Origin of the sequence: Sphaerothrix gracilis Ecp01, assembly GCF_030405905.1 — a bacterium.
GTDB classification, from domain to species: Bacteria; Cyanobacteriota; Cyanobacteriia; order Phormidesmidales; family Phormidesmidaceae; genus Sphaerothrix; species Sphaerothrix gracilis.
In genome coordinates this window covers 26,832-42,447 of sequence record NZ_JASATW010000004.1, presented here as the reverse complement: position 1 = coordinate 42,447, position 15,616 = coordinate 26,832, and the positions used below count along the sequence as shown (strand labels likewise).

Genomic DNA, 15,616 nt, shown 5'->3' with positions numbered 1-15,616 from the left:
TGTCGGCAGCTTCATCACCACATGCAGCAGAAAACTGGTCGGAATCAGCAGCAATGCTGACAGTCCAAAGCCGAACCAGGTGAGGATTAGCCCGGTCCCCCCTCTTTGGAACCTCGTCAACACTACATCAACAGGCTCGCGCAGAATATCGTCATACCCGAAGGTTTGAATCAGCAGCATGTATGGGATATTTGACAGGATGATCAGCAGGATCAATAAAATGCCCGTAGTCCGAATCAGTTGTAAGCGGCGCATAAGAAAACTATCTCCATTGAATGCGTGTTGGTGAAAGACACTAAATAAAATATTGGAGCTAACAATGTGCTGGAAGTTGGCAAGCAACCGTTAGGCAAATAAGTGCAATCACGAGAAAACCGACTCGGATAGCGTGAAGTCGATCCCATCGCCGTCTGAGATTTTTCCAATCATCGGGCAATGATTCTAATCTCAGTTGACCAATCTGATTGTTGATCGGCACTAATCTAACGATGGAAAAAAGGATCAATGAAAACCACAGGATTGCTGCGACCACAGCAAAAAAGAAGGACGGTTGATTCTGGCGCAGTGTAAAAGCCACTCCGATCGTGAGCGCTAATGTCAAGGCATACCAAAATGGCATAATGCGACCGTAAATTAGCGCCAGTGATTTCGATGCAGCGACGTGACATTTATCGTCTAACCGACGAAATTGGGGATGGACAAAAGCACTCACCGCTAGTTCATTGCCAACCATTAACCCAGCAGTAACAACCGTAATAATTTGAAATATCGTGAATTGCATGCGTGATAACTTTCCTTTTGCTGTCAACACAAAATCCCGAATGAAATTAACGCCAATATTTCACGACTGCGCGATCGACGTTTAAGATCTGAGCAATCCAAGCCAAAGTGTTTAGCACCAGACTAAAAAGAAAGGGTGGAATACCTACAGGGACGGTATCTGATAGCTTTAGTAAAATAGCCATTTCTAAGAAATTAGTCGGCATTCCGTTAGCGTTCACTTTGCCATCGATCGCTAGTCCATAGAGTCCTTGAATAAATTGTTCAAAACCTGTCGCCGGAGTATTTTCTGTGGTGAATGTCACCCAATCACTAGACGTATTGCAAAAGCTATGATGTATCCCCGCTGGAACATGTAGACTTTCACCGGGTTGCAAGTGGCGGATATGACCTTTTCGCCCGACTTCCATCGTCAAACACCCCTGTAGTACGGTGAAAGTTTCAGCCATCTTAGTGTGGTAGTGGAGCGGACTGCCCTGGGCTCCAGGTGGCAAATCAAAGCGTATTTTGGTGTAGCGTCCCTGGCTTTTATGGGCAGGTTGTAAAATCGTCATACGATCGCCCGTCACTGGGTTGATAATCGTTTCAGAATTCATTGTTTCTTGTTTCATTAGAAGCATGGTTTCTGCCTTCCGCAGGCTATGTGATGTGATAAAGTCAACAACTCAACAGTAAGTTTTTTGCTTGAAAAGCCGTTGACACGTGACGCCCAAAAATTGACCCCTGACGCCAACCGCCAATCGACGACGCCAGAAGCGACGTTTTCCGTTGCGATTGTGCGCGATATCGTGCAGTACGTAGTGGCTCAGGGGATTGAAGCGGATGCCTTGTATCGAGCCGCCACCATTGATCCAACCTGGCTGGAAGATCCGGATCGTCAGGTGATGGGTGAAGTTCTACAAAAGCTATGGCGCGAGGCCGTTGTGCAAACGGGCGATCGCAACCTGGGTTTACACATTGGCGAAGCCTTTGACCTGGCGGCGATCGGCATCGTCGGTTATGTACTGCTCAACTGCAAAACCTATGGACAGGTACTCGAAAAGCTCTGCCAGTACACCCAACTCTTCAGCCGTGGAGTCGCCCTTCGTTACCAAATTGTTGATGGCTGGGTTCGCTGTGATTGCGACATTGTGAGCGGAGTCAAAAATTACCTGCTAGAGGAACCCCGCCACCCGATCGAGAGTACCTTTGCAGCACTATTTACAGCCACCCAGCAGTTGACAGGCCATCAACTTGAGGCCCAAGCCGTATGGTTTCAACATTCCGCACCGTCTGCTACAGCTCAACACGAGCGTATTTTTCAAGCCCCAGTGCAGTTTTCCCAACCCGCTAACCGCATCATTTTCAGCACTCACTGCCTGGATTGGCTCGTGCGATCGGCCAATTCTAATTTGCTTTCCGTGTTCGAAGCCCACGCCAGTGAGATGCTAATGGCCCAGAACCAGTCCCATAGCTATTCTCAACGAGCGATGGTGGCGATCGCGCAGGCATTACAGGGAGAAGTTCCCACCATTGAAGCGATCGCCCGCACTTTGATAACGAGCGTACGCCAGCTCCAGAGACAGCTCCAGACTGAGAACACGACTTACCAAAAACTGCTAGACGAAACGCGCAAAGAGTTGGCGTTTCAAGCGTTGAAGAACCCAGAAACTTCAATTCATGATGTTGCCTTTCTCTTGGGATTCTCCGAACCGAGTGCCTTCCACCGTGCCTTTAAACGCTGGACAGGACAAACCCCTCGAAGCTACCGCTTGAGGCAGTGTAATCAAGCCGAGTAACCGCAGCTGCATAACAACCCCAATGTACCCGACCGATAAGAGGATGTCTGCAAGTGCGATCGCCGATCTTATAGGATGCGTTGTTGAACAGCAAACGCACCATTTTGTCTAACATTAATCCTTGGTCTGCATTCTCTTATGCCCGACTATCGAAGACATAGAATTGCAGGTGGCACCCAACTTCATCGCCTAAGTCACCTATCAACGCTAACTCTGACTGTGTCGTGAGCTTAGTCGTCATGCGCTACGGACAGCTATCAATCAGGTTAGAGAAACTCGTTCTTTTGCAATTGATGCCTTTGTGCTGTTATCCGATCATTTCCGCTGCCTTCGGACTGTATCTCAAAGTGATAGCGATTTATCCACTCATCTGCGTCTGATCAAAACTTATATCACGAGGCATTATGGAACTCAGAGTGATGGTGCATTTGTACCCTGTAAGATCCGCGATCGTACTGAAATGCTTGAGTCGGATAACTTATCGCACTTGGTCTAGCAGACGAGACAGATGAGGGTGAGTTATAGGTAGATGCTGGATAACTCCGACTGACAGATAGATATCCAGATGAACTTACTTGCAGTTTCAAGTTCATCGCATCATATTGTCCCACCAGCCTAGTAAAGGATGGTTGCGGTGTGGGATGTAGCGTCCTCTGGTTCGTATAGCGGTAAGCACCGATCGTAAAGTAGCAGAAGAAACATTCTCTGCCTCTGACCAATGCTTGACCATAGCTAAAGTCGATAGGATTTGCAGATTGGGTGCTTCCCGTTGAAAAAAGGAAATTGCTTTCTTATCATCGGTTGCGATCGCCCATTCTCGGTGAACCGCAATTGCACAGGTTGCTGATTCACCATCATCTCCCAACTCAAAAACATAGTTTACAAAGATTTCTTCTTCACTCTCAGAATTAAAATCTTCAACTATAAGTAGCCTCTTTTCCATAGCTGCTTCAAACTGATTTGTATCCTCGTTATTCTCGTTTGCCAGGCGTTGGAGGGTCAGCAATTCTCTTTCTCTAACGATTTCAGTAACTACGACTTGGGCTGGTATGGACTGTATAATCTCAATCAAATGTCCAGAAGCACAGAAGTTCAAAACACAACAGGCATCAAGAACTATATGGGAGTGTTTGATTTCCATAACTTATTTCCCAATCCTTACGCCTGACGCAAATCTAGATAAGCAGACTCTTCCTCCATCCCGCTGGAATGTTCACGTAACACTTCTGCTATGCGTCGCGCTTCTAACCGATCAACACCAAGGAAATCTGCAAAGCGTCCTTCGGTGATAAGCCCTTGCTCCAAAGCTTCAATAGCAAGATGTTGATAGTGGATAGGGAGAATATCCGCCCGCTGGTCGATTTCTTCTAAACCTAGCTCCTTTTGTACTTGTCTAACCTTTAATCCTCGATCCTGCAAACGATCTAAAGTTCCGGATGGAATAAGTTTCATATCTTCCAACCGATAACCAAGGGCTTCTATAGACACCCCATAATAATGAGCAAGAGTAAACAAATTAGTTGGAGTAAACTTGCCATGAGTCCGATACATATCATTGAAACGTTTCATCAAGCCACTAGTCGGCATTAAAAAGTAGTTTGGAAAGGCATCTCCCAAACGTTCACTCTTCGGCTTTCTTTGATATTGTTTTTCGTAATCAATGTAATCAATTACAGGTTTACGGCGATGAGCCAAAAAGTGTAGATATTCATGTGCCAATGACCAACGACGTCGCTCTTCTGGATGATTAGAATTGATGGCGATACAGCCGCCCAATTCCTCGTCATAGCTATAGAATCCTGAATATTTGGGCGGCATTTCCAAATAGAAAATGCGAAGCCCCACACTTTGTTCTAGAATGTCTCGCAGAAGAGGAATGGGGCCATCACCAAGCCCAAGCCTCTGACGTTCTGCAATTGCAATGCTTTCCGCAGCCGCCTCTAAAGGCATATCTGTTACATCATATTCTTGAGGATAGTTTTGAGGTAGAGGAGCATCAACAACATTCTCAAGCTCTAAATAATTGCGACAAAGCTCTTCCAAACGCTGAATACTTGAACTAATTAGTGCCTCTTCCTTAGTGTTCCGTTGGTAAGCCGCACGGAACTGAACCTCAAATGGCTCAGTGACGGGGCTGGAACGAACGAAATCGCTGACTGCTCGCCCGTAAGCACGAGCTAATTTTATTAATTCATTCGGCTTAAGACGCCGCTCTCCCTTTTCAATAGCAACAATGGTAGTGCGTGCAGCATCAATAACCCCAGCCGCATCAGCTTGGGTCAGCCCACTTTTCTTCCGCGCTTGTTGTAGAAGTTCGCCTAATTTTCGTAAATCAATATTGTCGAGAATGTTGTTAGCCATAGCGTTTCCCTTTCAGCCTTACTGAATCGCCATCTGAAAATCTTGAGATACTGGCTGATCGATCACTTGGCTCAAGAAATCTCTTGAAATTTGAGGTTCTACAGCATCCCATTCTAAAACATAGGTTCGATAGAGTCGAATTAAATTTTTCCTCATTTCAGGAGGTTTTAAGCCTTCTATCTCATGAGTTCTATCTACTATGTCGTCAAGGTCAGGGAATCTTCGAGTTAATGACTCCCACTGGGAAACAGCATCTTCTGAGCAATTTAGCAATCCCTTGAGCATAGAAACTTGCATCAGCATATTCTGAAGATACAACCTGATGTCGCCCACTGGACGAGCGCCATGAGGCACTATGTAATAAGTTCGGTCTTCTATCCGTAAGGCAGCAAGCGCCTGTTTTCTTAATATGCAAGATGAGCAGTAGCCACATTGAATAGGTTGCTTACGGTGCGGACTGTCGCATGATTTCGTCAACGGTGGTAAATCATGTCTTGCATCTTCCGACAATTGCTGACACATCTCAGCTTTAGTCCAAAAAAGGAAAGGATTCCGGACTCTAAATTCCTCTCCCACAATCTCTGACATAAGATCGCTAACCCGAAGGAGGGTTAAGGGATGAACGGATCGAGAATGATCGAGACCAACAGCAGATTTTCGATAGGGGAGATTGATTGCACCAATACCGTTTTCGTATAAATAAAGTACTGTCTGACCCATTAGGTACGTACAAGCTGCGCCAAGCAATGTAAACACAATTCCTCTTGCACGGGGAATCTTGTTTTTGATATGCAAATTGCTCTCAGAAAAGCGGATTGGTACTCTACAGAGGCTTAACCGACTGTGGAAAGACGATTGAAGTGCTTGAAACACATGCTCTTGACGCGCATAGACATTATCATTACTTCCTGTTCCAAACAGCATGAAAGATGTTGTGTGCTTTCCCTCAAGGCGAGTATAAAGCCCAGCTAAAGCATCAAGTCCACCACTCCAAAGTGCTACTTCATTTATATAGGGATCAGATGAGGTAAGTAGAGGCTGTTGCTCAACAGCACGTCCCAAATTAACTCTTTTAGAAAATTCAAATACCCATCTGCTCCCAGTAGCCCATTCGAGAAGACTAGAGAGCTTATCTTGAAAAGAGGTTTGATTTAGAATCTCTGGATGACGTATTGGAAGGACAGCATGAATCCGAGTTTGTTGATGTCTCAGGTTTTGAAAAGTTAAACGATCGGCCGCATGAATAGCAACAGCTAGATCAATAAGATCAGCAATTATAGAAGGAAATTCTTTTTGTATTCGATAACTAAATGCGCTATCGTCTACAGCAATTCTCAAATTGCTTTCTTTGTTTCTAGAGTGATCGTGCAACCAGATATTTCCACCACTGCTCATCACAGGCTCAAAAAGCAAGGTGAAATCAGAAGTTTGCGTACTTTGTCTTTTCATTTTGCTTAACCTGCTAAAAGATCTTCATCTAAATCGATTGCTTTTCGAGAAGAACGTCGGGGCATAGATAATTGGGCTACACTTTGATTCCTGATAGCAGTCTGGGTAAATTTTTGAATCCCAAAATCTATACTTGGCTGAATTACCTCAATTCGCTTGTCGAGAATTTCTTGAGTAACATCTGCATGGTGCTCTGAAGTTAATGGAATACGTTCTTTAAACTCCGATTCGTAAACTTCATGAGCATACCGTCTCCAAATGGCCTCTGAAGTATGGGTGATATCTACTTCTCGTCCACTTCTAATGTCGTTGAGATAACCCTTACCTGCGCGTAGTATCAACTCTTTGATATAGGGTGATCCATCTGCCTGCTGAACTAGATTGTCGAATTCCACGCTAAGTTTGGCAAAGTCGCTTTCCCTAGCTCCTTCGAGATTGCTGATTATTTGTGCAACACTAGCCGCCATTGCTTGAGCCATCACAATGGAGAGATTACCTTTAGCTTTGATATCTTGCTTGAGTTTCTCCAGCACAGCCCTTGCACATTCATCGTTAGTTGCGGTTCCTTCACAAAGCCACTTGTACGGTTTTTGATAAAGCCGCCTGAGTCTGCTATGGACAATGTCTCCATCAGGCATGACAACCTCCGTCTCTCGGAGTTCTTTGATACCCCAAAGCTAACCCACGCACCTGACATTGTCAACTATTTTCTTGTATTTTTACTAAAAATGTCAGGCTAGAGTTTTGCTGGATGCTCAAATGGCTTGATTTACGGGTGATGAGAAAGGGAGAATAATGCTCGTCAAGATGAAGCTGTATCTCCAGGGTAACTTGGGCTGTATAACAATTCGCTTGGAGTGGACGGCCAAAAGATATTAGTGCTGAGTTTCAAGTTATTTGCAATCGCTCAAGCGAACCGTTAGCCGGTTAATGTAGCTCGAAGCAAAGCGAAACGACTGGCGGCTTTTAATCTTTGTAGCCATTCTCAGTGCGATCGCCGATCTTTTAGGATGCGTTGTTGAACAGCAAACACACCATTTTGTCTAACATTAATCCTTGGTCTGCATTCTCTTATGCCCGACTATCGAAGACTTGGAATTGTAGGCGGTACCTACTTCATCACCCGTGCCAAAGTCGCAGCAACAAAAGATTGTGGATAAGATGAAAGCTTCTTTTTCACTAAAGCAAAAATCCAAACAACTGCTAGAAATTGCTAAAACAGGAGTGGAACGGGCAATAGAGACAGACGAAGTCACAGCGACGACCTGAATCAACGAGCAGCTAGAAGCCTTAAATATCAAACTTACCTAGAGGATCTACGCCATGAACACTGCCCAAATTAGCACCGATGGCACCCATCAAATCGTGATCTTCCCCGAAGGCTTCAAAATGTCGGGAACTGAGGTTTACATTAAAAAAGTGGGAAGTGTGGTTGTCCTAATTGCTAAGGATAACCCCTGGCAATCTCTGTTTGAGAGTTTAGAACAATTCTCTGACGATTTCATGACCACTAGAGAGCAGCCCCCCCTCGACGTTCGAGAGGCGTTCTAGATGCAATACCTGCTGGATACCAACATTTGTATTTATCTGATTAAGCAAAAACCTCCCAAGGTATTGGCACGATTCAACACCCTAGCTCTATCAGATATTGGTATTTCTTCTATCACCGTAGCGGAACTAGAATATGGCGTTTGCAAGAGCCAGCAGCAAGAGAAAAATCGTGGTGCCTTGATGCAATTTTTAATTCCACTAGAAATTGTTGAGTTTGATCAAGCTGCTGCGACCCTCTATGGCTCAATTAGAAGCGATCTGGAAAGTAGGGGACTTATCATCGGGGCGATGGATATGCTGATTGCTGCTCATGCCATAAGCCTTGGCGTGACGTTGGTTAGCAACAATGTACGAGAGTTTTCACGCATTGCCAATCTATCCCTAGAGAACTGGGCATAGTGAACCATAGCAAACTCAACATCGTTTGAAACACGGTCTAATTTGAGTGCTGTCCTTGACTAAAGACCTAGAATTGCAGATTTCCTCGAACTATAAGGGTATTTTGAGGCGGCGATTTTCTCCGAGGCGACAAAGCCGAACGCGGTGGCACAACAAATCGATGGAGCTGACTGCCGAAAAGCTATTTTTTGGTGTTCTAAGTTATTCTATATTCTGTGTAGCGAAATCTTTTGCTAATCTCAAAGATTTATAGTTTACTGTTGCAAAAGCTGCTGTTGCTCAGGTAGAGCAGATATTCTAACAGTGGCTACATCTATTCAGGCTGAGTCAATTACCCAGAGTTTTTCTAACTGCTCGTTAATGAAGGACGGGTAGCAGTTTTATTCAGCTTCGCGCTAGTAAGTTTGACAATGATCAGTGCGAAGGTATTCCTAGAGACTGTGCAAGAAGATAGCTTTAATTATCCTCACCTGCTGCTATACAACTTGCGAGAGCATACTCACTCAGGAGATACAAATTATGATTGATGCTGACGAAGTTCTCAAAACAATGTGTGAGAAGTATCAGGCAGCCGTTAGCGCCAACGATTCGGTAGCCTATGGCAAGCTATTCGCTACAGACGCGATTCGGATTCCCCCAGGGTCGGAGCCTGAACACGGATCAGATGAGATTTCAAAAAATGAACAGAAGGATTATGATGTCGCAAAATGGAGGGTTAAATTGACGCCTCTGGATGCTCTGCGGCTTGATGATCGATGGGTATACGGGGTTGCAGAGGGCAATGTAAGCACGAGCGCCCATGCGGATGGGGCAACTAGATCTTACAAAACCACAAAGACTTGGCTTTTTCACCAAGAAGACTCAGGTGAATGGTTGATTAAAAGGCAGATGTGGAACCTCAAGTAATCCTTGTCAAAGCGAGAGTTTTTCTATCAAGGCACCGTTGAATGATGCCTAACAAAGCCCATGCACACCGACTGCTGCATCAGGCAAAATAGCGATCAATAAAAAGTCTTCTAAAATTTCAGTGGTGACAGGGTGAGATTACCAGCGCCGCAGAATTTCTTATAGACGCCTGCAAGGCGGGTGCTCTAGCATAAACATCTGTGGCAGTTTTAGCCGCTGGCAGCCCAAAGTCTGAAAGCTCGATGGTGAATCTTCCTCTGGATAGTTCGATACGCCCAGCCTTAGATCAGGCCAGTTTTCCCTCTTTAGAAAAAGCCCTCAAACACTTCTTCGGCTACGACCAGTTTCGCCTGCGCCAGCGCCAGGTAATTGAAGATGTTCTGCAAAACCGTGACAGCCTGGTGGTGATGCCCACAGGCGGCGGCAAGTCTCTGTGCTACCAGCTCCCAGCGCTGCTGAAGTTGGGGGTAACGGTGGTAGTTTCGCCTCTGATTGCCCTAATGCAAGACCAGGTGGAAGCCCTACAGGACAACGGCATTGCCGCGACATTCCTCAACAGCAGCCTGTCCTTGAACGAGCTGCGCCAGCGAGAAGCCGCCCTGCTGCAGGGACAGATTAAACTACTCTACATTGCCCCAGAGCGGCTGCTGAGCGAGACTTTCCTACCGCTGCTGCAACAGCTAGGACAGACCGTGGGGATTGCCGCCTTCGCCATTGATGAGGCCCACTGCGTCTCAGACTGGGGCCATGACTTTCGGCCTGAGTACCGCCAGCTCCGGTTTCTGCGACAGCAGTATCCCGCTGTGCCCATGCTAGCGCTGACGGCGACGGCCACTGAACGGGTGCGCGAGGACATCGTGCAGCAGCTCCAGCTCCGCAATCCGGCCCTACATATCACCAGCTTCAACCGCCAAAATCTTTACTACGAAGTCCAGCCCAAAGGCCGCCAGGCTTACGTACAGCTTTTATCCCTGGTGAAGCAGCAGCAAGGAACAGGCATTATCTACTGCCTCAGCCGCCGCCGGGTAGATGAGATTGCGGCGCGATTGCAGCAGGATGGCGTTTCGGCCCTGCCCTACCACGCAGGACTATCAGACACCCAGCGCCAGGAAAATCAGCGCCGCTTCATCCGGGATGACGTGCGGGTAATTGTGGCCACGATCGCCTTTGGCATGGGCATCAACAAGCCGGACGTGCGGTTTGTGGTTCACTACGACTTGCCCCGCAGTTTGGAGAGCTACTACCAGGAGTCGGGCCGGGCCGGGCGAGACGGAGAGACCGCCCGCTGCACCGTATTTCTGGGCTATGGCGATATTTCTACTATTGAGTTTTTAATCGATCGCAAGCCAGATCCCAGAGAGCAGCGCATTGCCCGCCAGCAGCTCCGGCAGGTAATTGACTATGCCGAAAGTGCCGTCTGTCGCCGTCAGATTCAGCTTGGCTATTTTGGTGAGGCGTTTGCGGGCACTTGCGACCACTGCGACAACTGCTGCTCTCCGCCCCCTATTGAAGACTGGACGGTTGAAGCCCAAAAGTTCCTCTCCTGCGTCGCTCGCTGTCGGGAGCGCTTTGGCATGACCCACGTGATTGACGTGCTGCGAGGGTCGCGGAAAAAGCGGCTGCTGGAGCTACGGCACGATCAGCTTTCCACCTATGGCATTGGCAAAGATCGCAGCCTGGACGAGTGGCGACTCTTGGGGCGATCGCTGCTACATCAGCGCCTAGTCGATGAAACCACAGACGGCTACCCGGTACTCAAGCTAAATGCGGCAAGCTGGCAGATTTTACGCGGTCAGCTCCCAGTGCAGGTCGCGATTCCGCAGCAAATGGCAGCGGCTACGACTGCTGAGAGCGATCGCATTCCAGCCGAAGCGGCGATCCTGCTGGGTCAGCTCAAGGCCCTGCGCAAGCGCCTAGCCGACGAGCAAAGCGTACCGCCCTACGTGGTATTTGCAGAATCTAGCCTGCGACAAATGGCCCAGCAGCGACCCCAAACCCTAGAGGCATTTGCCCAAATTTCCGGCGTTGGCAGCCGCAAGCTGACCCAGTACGGCAAAGTATTTACTACAGAAATCGCTCAGTTTTGCCAAGAACACAACCTGACTGCTCCAAACAAACCTGTCGCTTCAGCCTCCCAGTCCCTGGCCGAGACGCACCTGACCACCCTACGGCTCTATCAGCAAGGACTCACCGCTGCCGAAATTGCCATTGAACGAAGCTTGCGGCTTAGCACTATCAGCGATCACCTCGCCCGCCTAATCGAAGCGGGTCAGCCCGTCGAACTCGATCGCCTCGTAGCGAGCGAACGGCAAACCGTTATTCAGCAGGCGATCGCTGCCATTGGCGATACCCCCCTGCGCGAACTGCGAGAGCACCTCGGCCCCACCTACGACTACAACGAGATTCGCCTGGTCAAAGCCGCCTGGCGCAAAGCCCAAAAAGACTGAGGCTCTATTGCGGCACCGCCACAACCTGGCCCGACTGATGCAGCGAAGCTGAGATACAGGCAAGCTGCTGTACTAAAGCCGCCCCCACCCAGCCAGAGGACGGCGCCGAGGGCTGATTTTGAACGACGCAGTCAATAAAGTGCTGGCAAACCTGACGCAGCGGTTCTGCCGTGATCGCCGGTAAGCTTTCTAGCTGCACTCCCTGCGGCCAGTAGCGCCCCGCCGCCGTTTCAAAATAGCCTCGCTGCACCCTCAGGGGAGCCTCTGACTGCATCTCGTCAAAAATCAGCGTGCCGCGATCGCCCACGATACACAAACGGCGCTGCTTGTCTGGATTGGCCCAGCACAGGTGCAGACTGGCCTGAAAGCCACTGGGATAGGCTAGCTGTACCCAGACTCGATCGGCCAGCCCAGCCGCAGTCTGCAGCCAGGTTTGGCCCTGAGCGCTGACCTCACAGGGCGTTTCGCCCAGCCAGTCATTAAAAATAGCCAGGTCATGAATTGCTAAATCCCACAGGGCGTCTACATCTTGGCGTACCGGGCCTAAGTGGGTACGGGTAGCGTAGCCGTAGCGCAGCGGGCCGAGTTCGCTCTGGGTCAGCAGGGCTTGGCCTTGGGCCACAACCGGATGAAACAGATAGGTATGGTCAACCACAAGCTGTACCCCCTGCTGCTGAGCGAGCTGACACAGCTTCAGGCTGGTTTCTGGTTCCAGGGTTAAAGGTTTTTCTACCAGCACGTGCAGCCGCCGCTCCAGGGCGGCTTTGACGAGGGGGTAGTGGGTCTGGGCCGGGGTGGCGATAACGACGGCCTGCAAATCCGGCAGGGCCAGCGCTGCCTGCCAGTCACCGAGGAGCTGAGTTTCAGTCAGGGTGAACTGCTGCTGAATGCGATCGCCCTGAGTTGGGTCAGGCTCTACTACCGCTTTGACCGTCACGTCGGGCAACGCTAAAAAGTTGCGCAGTAGGTGAGTCCCCCAGCGCCCCGCGCCCAAAATGGCCAAGTTGACCTGAGTCATGGTTGAGACGGATCTAACGCTGCGGACTGCAGCGCGTAGTAAGCCTGCTGAGCAGCCACCTGTTCAGCCAGCTTAATCGACGGGCCTTTGCCCTCCCCCCACTGGCGGGACTGCACCCAAACCACTGCCTCAAACCGTTCTGGATCGCCGTGTTTGTGGCTGATTTCCTGGGTGCGATATTCAGGCAGTACCTTATATTGAGCCTGCGTCCACTCCTGCAGGGCTGCCTTGTAGTTTTGCCGGGCCGGATCGCTGCGAATGGCTTCAGCTAGCCGCTGGAAGTGCGGATCAAGCCAGGGGTGAATTAAATCGGTGTTGTGCGTCGTGAAGTAGAGCGCTCCCAAAATCGCCTCAAAGGCATCTGCTAGGCGAGAAGCCCGCCCGGCCCGATCGCGAATAGCCGCCTCTGACAGCAGCAAGAAAGACTCAAGCTCATAGCCATCCGCTAGCCGAGCTAAAACCCGATCGCTAACCAACTGCGATCGCAATTCGGCCACCTGACCTACCGTTGCCTCCGGAAATGTCTTCAGCAAAAACTCGGCGGCGGCCAGCCGCAGAGCGGCATCACCGAGAAACTCTAGGCGCTCGTAGGCTTCATTTGACTGAAAGGAAGGATGAATTAAAGCCTGATTGAGTTTCTCCCAGTCAACTGACGTGTCCGCCGGTAGACCTAGCTGTACTACGAGCTGCTGCAGTTGCTGTTGTCGTTCAGGGGTTAGAAGAGCCAGCTTCGTCACGAATCACACTCCTTATAGGCATCTGCGGGGGGGCGATCGCTGCTCCAGGCCCACCAGGCAGTACCGCAATCGCAGCGATAAAATTCCTGCCACTTGCGGCGATGGCCTTCAGTATAAACGGGCGATCGCCGGTTGATCCAAACGTTTTGGGCGCTGCTGCTGGGCTGATCGCAGCTAGGGCAGTAGAAGCGATAGGCGTGGGTGGCTGATTGAGTCCAATCGGGCGGAGTCGGCGAAAAAACATCCATAAGCAGCTTGCCGCTTAAAGTCCTTTCCTATTATCGGAGCTAGAACCCATTTCGACTGTCTCTGCGTGTCAAAGTTTTAAGCGTAGAGACAATAACCGATAACCTCAGATATGGTGAGGACGTTTGATAATAGTTTTGACCATCGCTCAGCCAGCTCAATTCATTCTGGGAGGCGCTCGACTCAATGCTGAATTTGCTCTCGTTTCTGGGTCTGTTTGGTCTATGTGCCATTGCTTGGCTTGGCTCGGAAGATCGCCGCCGCATTCCCTGGAAGGTGATTATTTGGGGCATAGGGCTGCAGCTTGTTATTGGCTTGCTGGTCTTTCGCATACCAGGTACGCGGGATTTGGTGTTGATTCTCAACGATCTGCTGAACGGCATTATTGATGCGTCTGAAGCAGGAGCGCGTTTTTTGTTTGGGCCGCTGTTTGTGCCTGATCCAAGCGCCGCTGCCGGATCGGTAGGGGCGGGGCGTTGGCTGGCGAGGGCGTTGACCCCGGCATTTACGGCTGTACCGGGCGATCGCATTGGCGTAGATAACCTCAATATTGGCTTTGTTTTTGCCTTTCGTTCGCTGCCCCAGGTGATTTTCTTCGCAGCGCTGATTGCCCTGCTCTACAACCTCAATATTATTCAGCCCATTGTGCAGGTGTTTGCTAAGCTGTTTCGCTCAGCAATGAATATCAGCGGCGCCGAGTCTCTAGCGGGTGCAGCCAACATTTTTGTGGGTATTGAGTCAGCGATCGCCATCAAGCCTTTCTTAGCTAATATGACCCGCAGCGAGCTGTGTGCCGTTCTGTCCTCCTGCTTTGGCTCCATTGCCTCAACCGTCCTAGCTCTGTACGCTGGTTTTTTGCGTTCCACTTTCCCTGCCATTACGGGGCACCTGATGGCGGCCTCAATTCTGACGATTCCAGCCGCCTTTGTCATGTCTAAAATCTTGGTGCCGGAAACCGGGGTACCGGAGACGCTAGGCGAGGTGCCTGCAGAAAAAGCGGAATCAGACGACAGGCAAAGCCCAATGGACGCGCTGATTCTAGGGGCTCTAGATGGGGTAAAGATGGCGGTGGGAATTGCCGCCGTGATTGTGGCAATTTTGGGACTAATTGCGCTGTTAAATCTGATTTTTGCCGGACTGGCTTCCTGGTCAGACAGTGAAGTGACTTTGCTGCGCTGGATTGGTCAGGTGTTTCAGGTGGTGACGCTGCAGAATATCTTGGGCGCTTTGTTTTTACCGCTGACGCTGATGACGGCGGTGTCTGATAGCTGGCCGGAACTCTGGGAAGCTTCTAAAATTATTGGCCGTCGCCTGCTCGAAACGGCAATTCCCCCCTATCTGACCCTGGCTGGACTCTCAGGCAGCGGCCAAATTAGCGATCGCACGATGGTGATTGTCAGCTATGTGCTCTGCGGCTTTGCCCATATTCCTTCAGTGGGCATCTTTGTGGGGGGTCTGGCGGGGCTGGTGCCCTCTCGGCGCAAAGATATTAGTGAATTGGGCTGGAAAGCTTTGTGGGCCGGCACGCTAGCCACTTTGATGACAGGCTGCATTGCGGGCCTCTATTTTTATGAAGGGACTGCGGTGCTAGGCCGTTAAAGACGTTGAGCGATCGCGCTGATGGCCCTATTTTTCCGGACAGGCGAGAGAACTGCCAGAAAAGAACTTTAGTTCCCTCAGACTCGTCACTCATGTTTGTGCCACGGAAAATTCTTTTGAGCAATGTCTATTTAACTCGCCGGACAGCTCAAAGCTTTTTACAAGAACTGCTGCAGGTTGGCGCTGATTCTCAATCTGCTTACATAGTCAGTCAGGCCCTCGCCCGCCGCCTCTGCGAAGATATTCCCCCCAATTCACTGCAGCAGCAGGCGATCGAGGCTTGCCAAGAAGCTATCTATCGGGCCGGACTCGGCTTTAGCGAAGAAATTACCTGGTCTTGAGCCG

Annotated in this window: 17 protein-coding genes; 7 read left to right on the top strand and 10 right to left on the bottom strand. The window is 49.6% G+C overall.

Going from position 1 to position 15,616, the window contains the following annotated elements; translation table 11 throughout:
* The 3 genes from QJQ48_RS05215 to QJQ48_RS05205 all read right to left on the bottom strand — a co-directional run.
* Positions 1–255: DUF4386 family protein (locus QJQ48_RS05215; RefSeq protein ID WP_346290148.1), on the bottom strand; the 255-nt coding region annotated here is incomplete at its 3' end.
* A 58-nt stretch (positions 256–313) separates the two neighbouring features.
* A complete protein-coding gene (locus QJQ48_RS05210) occupies positions 314–808 on the bottom strand; it encodes an anthrone oxygenase family protein (RefSeq protein WP_346290147.1) in 495 nt (164 codons plus the stop codon).
* A 19-nt stretch (positions 809–827) separates the two neighbouring features.
* Entirely contained in the window at positions 828–1,391 is a 564-nt protein-coding gene (locus tag QJQ48_RS05205; protein ID WP_346290146.1) for a cupin domain-containing protein, read from the bottom strand.
* Positions 1,392–1,475: 84 nt separating this feature from the next.
* Between QJQ48_RS05205 and QJQ48_RS05200 the strand changes: the two genes are divergently transcribed.
* The gene (locus QJQ48_RS05200; protein WP_346290145.1) at positions 1,476–2,558 is read left to right on the top strand and encodes an AraC family transcriptional regulator; all 1,083 of its coding nucleotides are present in this window, start codon (positions 1,476–1,478) and stop codon (positions 2,556–2,558) included.
* Between the two features lie 589 nt (positions 2,559–3,147).
* On the opposite strand, the gene QJQ48_RS05195 is transcribed toward QJQ48_RS05200, so the two are convergent.
* Genes QJQ48_RS05195 through QJQ48_RS05180 form a run of 4 tightly spaced genes read right to left on the bottom strand, consistent with a single transcriptional unit; the run spans position 3,148 to position 7,006 of the window.
* Positions 3,148–3,699 carry a hypothetical protein gene (locus QJQ48_RS05195; RefSeq protein ID WP_346290144.1) on the bottom strand — a complete coding sequence of 184 codons (552 nt, stop codon included), beginning with the start codon at positions 3,697–3,699 and terminating at the stop codon, positions 3,148–3,150.
* A 17-nt stretch (positions 3,700–3,716) separates the two neighbouring features.
* Positions 3,717–4,919: an ImmA/IrrE family metallo-endopeptidase gene (locus tag QJQ48_RS05190; RefSeq protein WP_346290143.1), complete on the bottom strand. Its 1,203-nt coding sequence runs from the start codon at positions 4,917–4,919 to the stop codon at positions 3,717–3,719.
* Positions 4,920–4,937: 18 nt separating this feature from the next.
* A complete protein-coding gene (locus QJQ48_RS05185; protein ID WP_346290142.1) occupies positions 4,938–6,368 on the bottom strand; it encodes a 7-cyano-7-deazaguanine synthase in 1,431 nt (476 codons plus the stop codon).
* A gap of 5 nt (positions 6,369–6,373) precedes the next feature.
* Positions 6,374–7,006, bottom strand: a complete 633-nt coding sequence (locus QJQ48_RS05180; protein ID WP_346290141.1) for a hypothetical protein — start codon at positions 7,004–7,006, stop codon at positions 6,374–6,376.
* Between the two features lie 685 nt (positions 7,007–7,691).
* On the opposite strand from QJQ48_RS05180, the gene QJQ48_RS05175 reads away from it, so the two are divergent.
* The 4 genes from QJQ48_RS05175 to recQ all read left to right on the top strand — a co-directional run bounded on the left by QJQ48_RS05175 (position 7,692) and on the right by recQ (position 11,671).
* Positions 7,692–7,919, top strand: coding sequence for an antitoxin (locus tag QJQ48_RS05175; protein ID WP_346290140.1), 228 nt, complete (start codon positions 7,692–7,694; stop codon positions 7,917–7,919).
* A complete protein-coding gene (gene vapC, locus QJQ48_RS05170; RefSeq protein WP_346290139.1) occupies positions 7,920–8,318 on the top strand; it encodes a type II toxin-antitoxin system tRNA(fMet)-specific endonuclease VapC in 399 nt (132 codons plus the stop codon). It abuts the gene before it with no gap.
* A gap of 519 nt (positions 8,319–8,837) precedes the next feature.
* Positions 8,838–9,224 (top strand): YybH family protein, encoded by a 387-nt coding sequence (locus QJQ48_RS05165; protein WP_346290138.1) that lies wholly within the window; start codon positions 8,838–8,840, stop codon positions 9,222–9,224.
* A 242-nt stretch (positions 9,225–9,466) separates the two neighbouring features.
* Positions 9,467–11,671: a DNA helicase RecQ gene (gene recQ, locus QJQ48_RS05160; protein WP_346290137.1), complete on the top strand. Its 2,205-nt coding sequence runs from the start codon at positions 9,467–9,469 to the stop codon at positions 11,669–11,671.
* A gap of 4 nt (positions 11,672–11,675) precedes the next feature.
* Here recQ and QJQ48_RS05155 read toward each other — a convergent pair whose 3' ends face one another.
* From QJQ48_RS05155 to QJQ48_RS05145, 3 genes are read right to left on the bottom strand one after another with little or no spacing between them, the layout of a single operon-like run.
* Positions 11,676–12,689 carry a Gfo/Idh/MocA family protein gene (locus tag QJQ48_RS05155; protein ID WP_346290136.1) on the bottom strand — a complete coding sequence of 338 codons (1,014 nt, stop codon included), beginning with the start codon at positions 12,687–12,689 and terminating at the stop codon, positions 11,676–11,678.
* Positions 12,686–13,417, bottom strand: a complete 732-nt coding sequence (gene rnc, locus QJQ48_RS05150; RefSeq protein WP_346290370.1) for a ribonuclease III — start codon at positions 13,415–13,417, stop codon at positions 12,686–12,688. Before rnc ends, QJQ48_RS05155 begins: the two co-directional genes overlap by 4 nt.
* Before the next feature lie 5 nt (positions 13,418–13,422).
* Positions 13,423–13,674, bottom strand: coding sequence for a hypothetical protein (locus tag QJQ48_RS05145; RefSeq protein ID WP_346290135.1), 252 nt, complete (start codon positions 13,672–13,674; stop codon positions 13,423–13,425).
* A 184-nt stretch (positions 13,675–13,858) separates the two neighbouring features.
* Here QJQ48_RS05145 and QJQ48_RS05140 point away from each other — a divergent pair, with 184 nt between their 5' ends.
* Complete coding sequence (locus tag QJQ48_RS05140) at positions 13,859–15,271, top strand: NupC/NupG family nucleoside CNT transporter (protein WP_346290134.1); 1,413 nt, start codon at positions 13,859–13,861, stop codon at positions 15,269–15,271.
* A gap of 116 nt (positions 15,272–15,387) precedes the next feature.
* Entirely contained in the window at positions 15,388–15,612 is a 225-nt protein-coding gene (locus tag QJQ48_RS05135) for a hypothetical protein (RefSeq protein WP_346290133.1), read from the top strand.
* Positions 15,613–15,616 lie beyond the last annotated feature (4 nt).